The sequence below is a fragment of the Nonomuraea salmonea genome (genome assembly GCF_042428605.1).
GTDB classification, from domain to species: domain Bacteria; phylum Actinomycetota; class Actinomycetes; order Streptosporangiales; family Streptosporangiaceae; genus Nonomuraea; species Nonomuraea salmonea.
This window is the reverse complement of the sequence record NZ_JBHMCF010000034.1, coordinates 346,551-352,901: the sequence shown is the minus strand read 5'-3', so window position 1 is coordinate 352,901 and position 6,351 is coordinate 346,551. Positions and strand designations below refer to the sequence as shown.

Annotated in this window: 7 protein-coding genes and 1 tRNA gene; 3 read left to right on the top strand and 5 right to left on the bottom strand. The window is 68.8% G+C overall.

From position 1 onward, the window contains the following. A partial coding sequence (locus ACFFR3_RS29475; protein ID WP_379484195.1) for a tyrosine-type recombinase/integrase occupies nucleotides 1-1,358 on the top strand: 1,358 nt, incomplete at its 5' end. A 145-nt stretch (nucleotides 1,359-1,503) separates the two neighbouring features. On the opposite strand, the gene ACFFR3_RS29470 is transcribed toward ACFFR3_RS29475, so the two are convergent. Together ACFFR3_RS29470 and ACFFR3_RS29465 are read right to left on the bottom strand one after the other, a co-directional pair. Beyond that, nucleotides 1,504-1,577: transfer RNA gene (locus ACFFR3_RS29470), tRNA-Arg, on the bottom strand. A gap of 54 nt (nucleotides 1,578-1,631) precedes the next feature. After that, nucleotides 1,632-2,402 carry a ZIP family metal transporter gene (locus ACFFR3_RS29465; protein WP_364370300.1) on the bottom strand — a complete coding sequence of 257 codons (771 nt, stop codon included), beginning with the start codon at nucleotides 2,400-2,402 and terminating at the stop codon, nucleotides 1,632-1,634. 463 nt (nucleotides 2,403-2,865) lie between these two features. On the opposite strand from ACFFR3_RS29465, the gene ACFFR3_RS29460 reads away from it, so the two are divergent. Both ACFFR3_RS29460 and ACFFR3_RS29455 read left to right on the top strand, forming a co-directional pair. Further along, complete coding sequence (locus ACFFR3_RS29460; RefSeq protein WP_379484194.1) at nucleotides 2,866-3,657, top strand: phosphotransferase; 792 nt, start codon at nucleotides 2,866-2,868, stop codon at nucleotides 3,655-3,657. Next, nucleotides 3,641-4,579, top strand: a complete 939-nt coding sequence (locus tag ACFFR3_RS29455; protein WP_379484193.1) for a cobalamin biosynthesis protein — start codon at nucleotides 3,641-3,643, stop codon at nucleotides 4,577-4,579. Before ACFFR3_RS29460 ends, ACFFR3_RS29455 begins: the two co-directional genes overlap by 17 nt. Here ACFFR3_RS29455 and ACFFR3_RS29450 read toward each other — a convergent pair. The 3 genes from ACFFR3_RS29450 to ACFFR3_RS29440 all read right to left on the bottom strand — a co-directional run bounded on the left by ACFFR3_RS29450 (nucleotide 4,566) and on the right by ACFFR3_RS29440 (nucleotide 6,328). Next, on the bottom strand, nucleotides 4,566-4,904 hold the full coding sequence (locus tag ACFFR3_RS29450; protein WP_379484192.1) for a hypothetical protein: 339 nt from the start codon (nucleotides 4,902-4,904) through the stop codon (nucleotides 4,566-4,568). The genes ACFFR3_RS29455 and ACFFR3_RS29450 overlap by 14 nt on opposite strands. 95 nt (nucleotides 4,905-4,999) lie before the next feature. Next, nucleotides 5,000-5,797, bottom strand: coding sequence for an exodeoxyribonuclease III (locus tag ACFFR3_RS29445; RefSeq protein ID WP_345388669.1), 798 nt, complete (start codon nucleotides 5,795-5,797; stop codon nucleotides 5,000-5,002). A 27-nt stretch (nucleotides 5,798-5,824) separates the two neighbouring features. After that, a complete protein-coding gene (locus tag ACFFR3_RS29440) occupies nucleotides 5,825-6,328 on the bottom strand; it encodes an HIT family protein (protein ID WP_345388671.1) in 504 nt (167 codons plus the stop codon). Nucleotides 6,329-6,351 lie beyond the last annotated feature (23 nt).

Sequence of the window (6,351 nt, the reverse complement as noted above, 5' to 3'; positions counted from 1 at the left end):
TGCCATCTCATGCAGCGCAAGCGATCAAAGGGACATCAACTCGCGAACCGCCCTCTCAGAAGAGTGCACAGGCCGACACCTACCGGAGCAACCTCGTAACCGCCGCCCGCGAAGGTGAGCCGTTCAGCCTGCTCACCGGCGAACCGGTGAAGTGGAACCGCGCCGAACGCCCCGAGATGAGTTGGTACGAGTTCGCCTGTAGGTTCGCCGACTTCAAATGGAAGGCCGCCTCAGCGAAGTACCGGCAAGACATCGCCCGCGCCCTCACCGCGGCCACGCCCGCCATGTTCACGAGCAGCAATAGCAAGCCCTCCGACCTCGACCTGCGCACAGCCATGCGCCGGTGGGCGCTCAACACGAAGCAACGCGAGGAAGTGCCCGAAGAGCTGAGGGGCGCGCTGGCGTGGCTGTCTAAGCACACCAGACCGGTTGCCGATCTCGCGGAGGCGACCGTCCTTCGGTCCATGCTCGACACAGCAACATCGCGCCTCAACGGCAAGCCGGCCGCCACGAGCACGATTCGCCGACACAAGACGATCCTGCAAAACGCCCTGGACTATGCCGTGGAGCTAAAGCTCTTGGATGCGAATCCGATCAAGTCTCTGAAGTGGAAACCTCCCAAGGTCACCTATGAAGTAGACAGGCGCAGCGTGGTCAACCCGACGCAGGCGCGCCGCCTGCTCATCGAGGTTCAAGCGCAGAAGCCGAGCGGGAGGCGGCTCGTGGCGTTCTTCGGCGCCATGTACTATGCCGCGCTTCGTCCGGAGGAGGTCGTCAATCTCACGGAAGACAATGTCATCGTTCCCGAGCTGGTCAGGAACGCCGAGACGGGGCAGATGGAGGAGCCCGCCAACGATTGGGGAGAGGTGCACTTCGCCAGCGCCGCTCCATACGCCGGCCGCGAATGGACCGACGACGGCGGACTCCGCGAAGAACGTGCGCTCAAGCATCGCGCCGAGGGAGTAACGCGGGTCGTTCCCTGCCCGCCACCGCTGACCAAGCTGTTCCGCGCACACATTGCCGAATTCGGCATCGGCCCTGGAGAACGCCTCTTCACCGGCGTGCGGGGTGGAGAGCTCCCCAGCATCACCTACCGGCGCGTGTGGGGCAGGGCACGTCAGAACGCCCTCACCGATAAGGAGGTACGGTCACCGCTGGCCAAGCGTCCCTACGACCTCCGTCACGCCTGTGTCTCGACCTGGCTCAACGCTGGCGTACCGGCCACGCAGGTGGCGGAGTGGGCAGGTCACAGCGTGGAAGTCCTGCTCAGGATCTACGCCAAGTGCATCGTTGGCCAGGACGAAGCCGCGAGACAGCGCATCGATCAGGCGCTGAGGGATGGCGGCACCGGTCCATGATCGAAAATGCCCACAGATCGTGGGTAAGCATTGGGTAGAGACACCCGTACACGATCGGCGAGAGCCGTAGACAGCCGGACACACGAAACCCCCGTCTTCCTGCATCAGTGCAGGTCAGGCGGGGGTTTTCCCTGTTCGGGAGAAGCGCGCCCTGCAGGATTCGAACCTGCGACCGTCGGATTAGAAGTCCGGTGCTCTATCCAGCTGAGCTAAGGGCGCTCCCGCCTTATTGTGCATGATCCGGCGACATGTCACGCACACGTTTTCCTCGTGTCAGTCTGTCAGGCCGATCACACCCCACATGAGCAGCGTGCCGAGGACGGTGGCCGTCAGCGTCCAGCCGGTGGCGCGGCGGGGCGTGTGGGCCTCTGGGAGGATATCGGACGTGGCCAGGTAGAGGAGGAAACCGGCGAAAAGGCCGAGGTAGGCGCCGAGGATGCCGTCGGGGATGGTGAGAAGGACGGTGAGGGTGGCGCCTGCCACCGGGGCCAGGGCGTCCAGGGTGAGGAGGGTGAGGGCGCGGCGGCGGGTGTTCCCGTACAGGGAAGTGATCGTGTACGTGTTGAAGCCGTCTGTGAAGTCGTGAGCGATTACTCCTATCGCCACTGCCACCGCCAGGGAGGCGTCGGTCTGGTAGGCGGCGCCGATGGCGGCCCCGTCCAGGAGGCTGTGGATGACCAGGGTTGTGCCGGCGGTCAGGCCTACGCCTTGGCGGTGGCGTGTATGGGTGGTGGTTTCCGTGGGGGCGTGGGCGTGGTGGTGGGTGGCGTAGTCGGATTCGTGGGTGGCGTGCATCGCGACCGACCGTTCCACGATGTGGATGGCGAGGAAGGCCAGGGCCAGGGTCAGCATCGGTACGGGGACGCCGTGCACGTCGTACGAGTCCGCTGACAGTGCCTCCGGGAGCAGGTCGAAGGCCACCACGCCGAGCATGATGCCGCCCGCGAAGCCGAGGACGAGGTGGCGGCGGCCGCCGACGCGGTCCGCGACGAACCCGCCCAGGAGCGTCATGACGAAGGCCGCCAGCGACAGGAGGATCGGCATGAGGCCGCAGGGTAGCGGGATCGGCTTGGGCGGGGCGGGTTCGGAGCGGGTCGGGCGAGGGTGGGGCGAACGGGACTGAGAAGGCATGAAAGGTCTGAGGAAGTGTCCTCTGCCGGAGTGTCCCTACAACTCACCGACCAACCGGCTCACCGGCTCACGCGGGTCGGGGGGTGGGTCCGGAAGGAGCGGACGCGGGCGGGTGAGCTGGGTCGGAAAGTGGGTGTGAGTGGGGTTACAGGCTCGGGGCCAGGCGGACGCGGGTGGGCCAGCGAGTCAGAAGCGCGGGCGCGGATGGGGGTGCAGGTCCGGGGCAACGCGGGCGCGGATGCGGTTGCAGGTCCGGGGCAACGCGGATGCGGGGGTGGAGGGGTGGGGCGGTGGGGGTGGAGATGGGGTTTCGGTCTGGGGGTTGGTGGGGAAAAGGGCGGGCGGGGGCGTGCGGGCGGGGCTAAGCTGTCTTGGCATGGTCGCGACGCTCCTGCATGAGATTCCCCTGCAGGGCGGGGATGTGACAGACGGGGTGGTGCGCGTCGGAGACACCGTGCGCAGACCGGCCAGTACGTCGACGCCCGCCGTGCATGCCCTGCTCAGACACCTTGAGGCCGCCGGGTTCGACGGGGCTCCCAGGGTGTTGGGGTTCGATGGGTTCGGGCGCGAGGTGCTTACTTTTCTTCCTGGTACGACCGGGTTGCGGCTGGAGAGCGTGAGCGATGAGGCGCTGGCCGGGTTGGCGGAGTTGGTGCGCCGGTTTCATGATGCGACCGTGGGGTTCCCGCTGACCATGGATGGGTGGGAAGGGGGGTCGAATGACGACAAAGCGCCGGAAGTCATTGGGCATTGTGATTTAACGCCGGAGAACGTGATATTTCGCGCGACCGACCCCACCTCCCCCTACGCACTCATCGACTTCGACCTCGCCCGCCCCACGACGCGCCTCTTCGACATCGTCACCACCCTCCGCCATTGGGCGCCCATCTCCGATCCGGTCGACCGCACCCCGCTGCTCCGCACCGTCGACGTCGGCGCCCGGTTGCGGCTGTTCTGCGACGCGTACGGCCTGCCGCCCCGCGACCGGCGACGCCTGCTGGAGCTGGCCAGGCTGCGTTTTCACCGCTCGTACACGGTCATGCGCACCCGCGCCTCCTCCGGTGGCAACTGGGCCAAGATGTGGGCGAGCGGGGCGGGTGAGCGCATCCGGCGGGCCGCGGCATGGCTGGATGTGCACGAAGATGAGCTTCATGCGCATTTGGTGTGATCCTCTCGGCCTGGCCCTCGGCGTGGCTCTTGACCGGATTTTGGGTGATCCGCGAAGTTCCGCCCATCCCGTCGCCGTGTTCGGGCAGGCGGCGGGGCGGCTCGAAGGTGTGCTGTACAAGGACGACCGGACGCGCGGGGTCGTGCACGTCGCGGTGTGTGTCGGCGGGGCGGCGGCGCTCGGGGTGCTGGCGGTCCGGGTCGCGCCGCATGGTGCCGTACGTACGGGACTGACCGCCCTCGCCACCTGGGCCGTGCTCGGCGGCACCACGCTCGCCCGGGAGGGCGAGTACATGGCGGACGCGCTGGAGGGCGGCGACCTCGAACGCGCCCGCGAACGCCTCCCCCACCTGTGCGGGCGCGACCCGCGGCACCTGGAGGCGCCCGAGCTGGCGCGGGCCACGGTGGAGTCGCTGGCCGAGAACACCTCCGACGCCGTCGTGGCGCCGCTGCTCTGGGGGGCGGTGGCGGGGGTGCCCGGGTTGCTGGCGTACCGGGCGATCAACACGCTGGACGCCATGATCGGGCATCGTTCGCCCCGGTACGAGCGGTTCGGGTGGGCGGCGGCCAAGCTCGACGACCTGGCCAACTACGTCCCGGCACGGCTGACCGGCGTGCTCACCGTGCTGACCGCGCCCGATGCGGGCGGTGCGCGGGCCGTGCTGCGCAGGGACGGGCACCGTCATCCGAGCCCGAACGCGGGCCGGTGCGAGGCCGCGTTCGCCGGCGGGCTGGGGGTGACGCTGGGCGGCACCAACGTCTACGAGGGCAGGACCGAGGAGCGGCCCACCATGGGTGACGGGCCGCGGCCGCAGGTCGAGGACGTCAGGCGGGCGGTCAGGCTGACCCGGTCGGTGGGGCTCGCCGCCGCAGGGGTCGCCGTCGTCACGGCCTGGGCCCTACGCCGCCTCACCCGCCCCTGACCCACGCCACCGTCACGACTCGGACGGTGCGCCGTTGGTTCGCGAACCGAGGAAGGCGCCCCCCGCGGCCCGGGCAGGGGGCGCCGAAAGGCCACATGACGCGGTTGAGGTTGAGGACGAGCCAGACCACGAAGATCGAGATGAGCGTGATGCCGACCAGCGACTTCGCGGCGTTGTTGGCGACGACTTTCCTGGCCGTGACCTGCTTGGCGCTCTGCTTCCACACCTGACGCATGAGGATCATCGTCTGGAAGCGGCGACCGAGGGCGAACACGGCGATGGCGATGAGGATGAACAGGATGACACGGCCGTCTGCAGGTTCCACGGGCTTTCCCCCCTGTGGTCCTTCGAGAACTCCTTGATCCCCCCGAAACTTTTGAAGGCACAGAATACTCGCACGACCGCGTTTTGTGACGGTGATTATTCGTCGAGATCGACCACGATCGGCGCGTGATCGGACGGGCCCTTCCCCTTGCGGGCCTCGCGATCGACGTACGCCGAGCGCACCCGCCCCGCGACGTCCGCACTGGCGTAGACGAGGTCGATGCGCATGCCCTTGTTCTGGTGGAACATCCCGGCTCGATAGTCCCAGTACGTGAACGGGTGCGGCCCCTTCATGGGCGTCGGCACCACGTCGTGCAGCCCCAGCTCCAGCAGGGAGGCAAGGGCCTGGCGTTCGGGCGGCGTCACGTGGGTAGCGCCGGCGAAGAGGGCGGGGTCCCAGACGTCGGCGTCGGTCGGGGCGACGTTGTAGTCGCCGCAGGCCACCAGCGGGCCGCCGGGCAGCTCGGCGGCCAGCGCGTCTCTGAGCGCGGCGAACCAGGCCAGCTTGTACGCGTAGTGGGGCGAGTCGACGGTACGGCCGTTGGGCGCGTACAGGGACCAGACCCGCAGCCCGCCGCAGGTCGCGCCGATCGCACGGGCCTCGGGACGGGCGGCGCCGACCCCGTCGAGCTCGCCGAAGCCGGGCTCACCGGGGAAGCTCGGCGTCACCTCGTCCAAGCCGATCCTGGACAGCACGGCGACCCCGTTCCAGCGGCCGTCGCCGTGCGCGGCGGCGGCGTAGCCGAGCGCGCCGACCTCCGCCACGGGGAACGCCTCCGCGGCGCACTTGGTCTCCTGGAGGCAGACGACGTCGGGCTCGACGGCGGCCAGCCAGTCGAGCAGGCGGGGCAGCCGTGCCTTGACCGAGTTCACGTTCCACGTAGCCAGGCGCATCCTCCCAGCCTGCCACGCCACCCCGGATCAGGTGTCGAGGGCCTGCCGGATCCTGGCCGCCAGGGCGGCGGCCTCCTCCGGGGTGTGCTCGACGACGCCGTTCTCCGCCATCAGCGCGTGGTACTGCTGCCGCTCGTACGGCACGCCGGGCGGCAGGGCGGCGATGTGCCAGTGCAGGTGGGCGTTGCCCTGCTGGCTCCCCAGGGACAGCAAGTACGTGCGCTCGCACGGCACGCTCGCCTCAAGGGCCAGGGCGACCCGGCGCACGACCCGCATCACGGCCAGGAACCGGTCCTCGGTGAGGTCGCGGACGACGTGCTCGACGTGCGCCTTGGGCGCCACGAGGACGTATCCGGGCAGCGAGGCGAAGCGGGCGAGGAACGCGATGTGCTCGCCGTCGTCGTGGACGACCTCCTCGGGCTGGTCCGGGGATCCGTTGACGATCCCGCAGATGAAGCACGGTCCCGTGCGGGAACGGCGGCTGTAGCTCTCCAGGTCGAACGGCACCCGCCTGATCGGATCGGTCATCATCGCCCTTCACGGGAACACGTGGT

Bases quoted from the DNA above. Each gene is read 5' to 3' on its own strand.
- ACFFR3_RS29465 (WP_364370300.1), bottom strand. From the start codon at position 2,402: ATGCCGATCCTCCTGTCGCTGGCGGCCTTCGTCATGACGCTCCTGGGC.
- ACFFR3_RS29460 (WP_379484194.1), top strand. From the start codon at position 2,866: ATGGTCGCGACGCTCCTGCATGAGATTCCCCTGCAGGGCGGGGATGTG.
- ACFFR3_RS29455 (WP_379484193.1), top strand. From the start codon at position 3,641: ATGCGCATTTGGTGTGATCCTCTCGGCCTGGCCCTCGGCGTGGCTCTT.
- ACFFR3_RS29445 (WP_345388669.1), bottom strand. From the start codon at position 5,797: ATGCGCCTGGCTACGTGGAACGTGAACTCGGTCAAGGCACGGCTGCCC.
- ACFFR3_RS29440 (WP_345388671.1), bottom strand. From the start codon at position 6,328: ATGATGACCGATCCGATCAGGCGGGTGCCGTTCGACCTGGAGAGCTAC.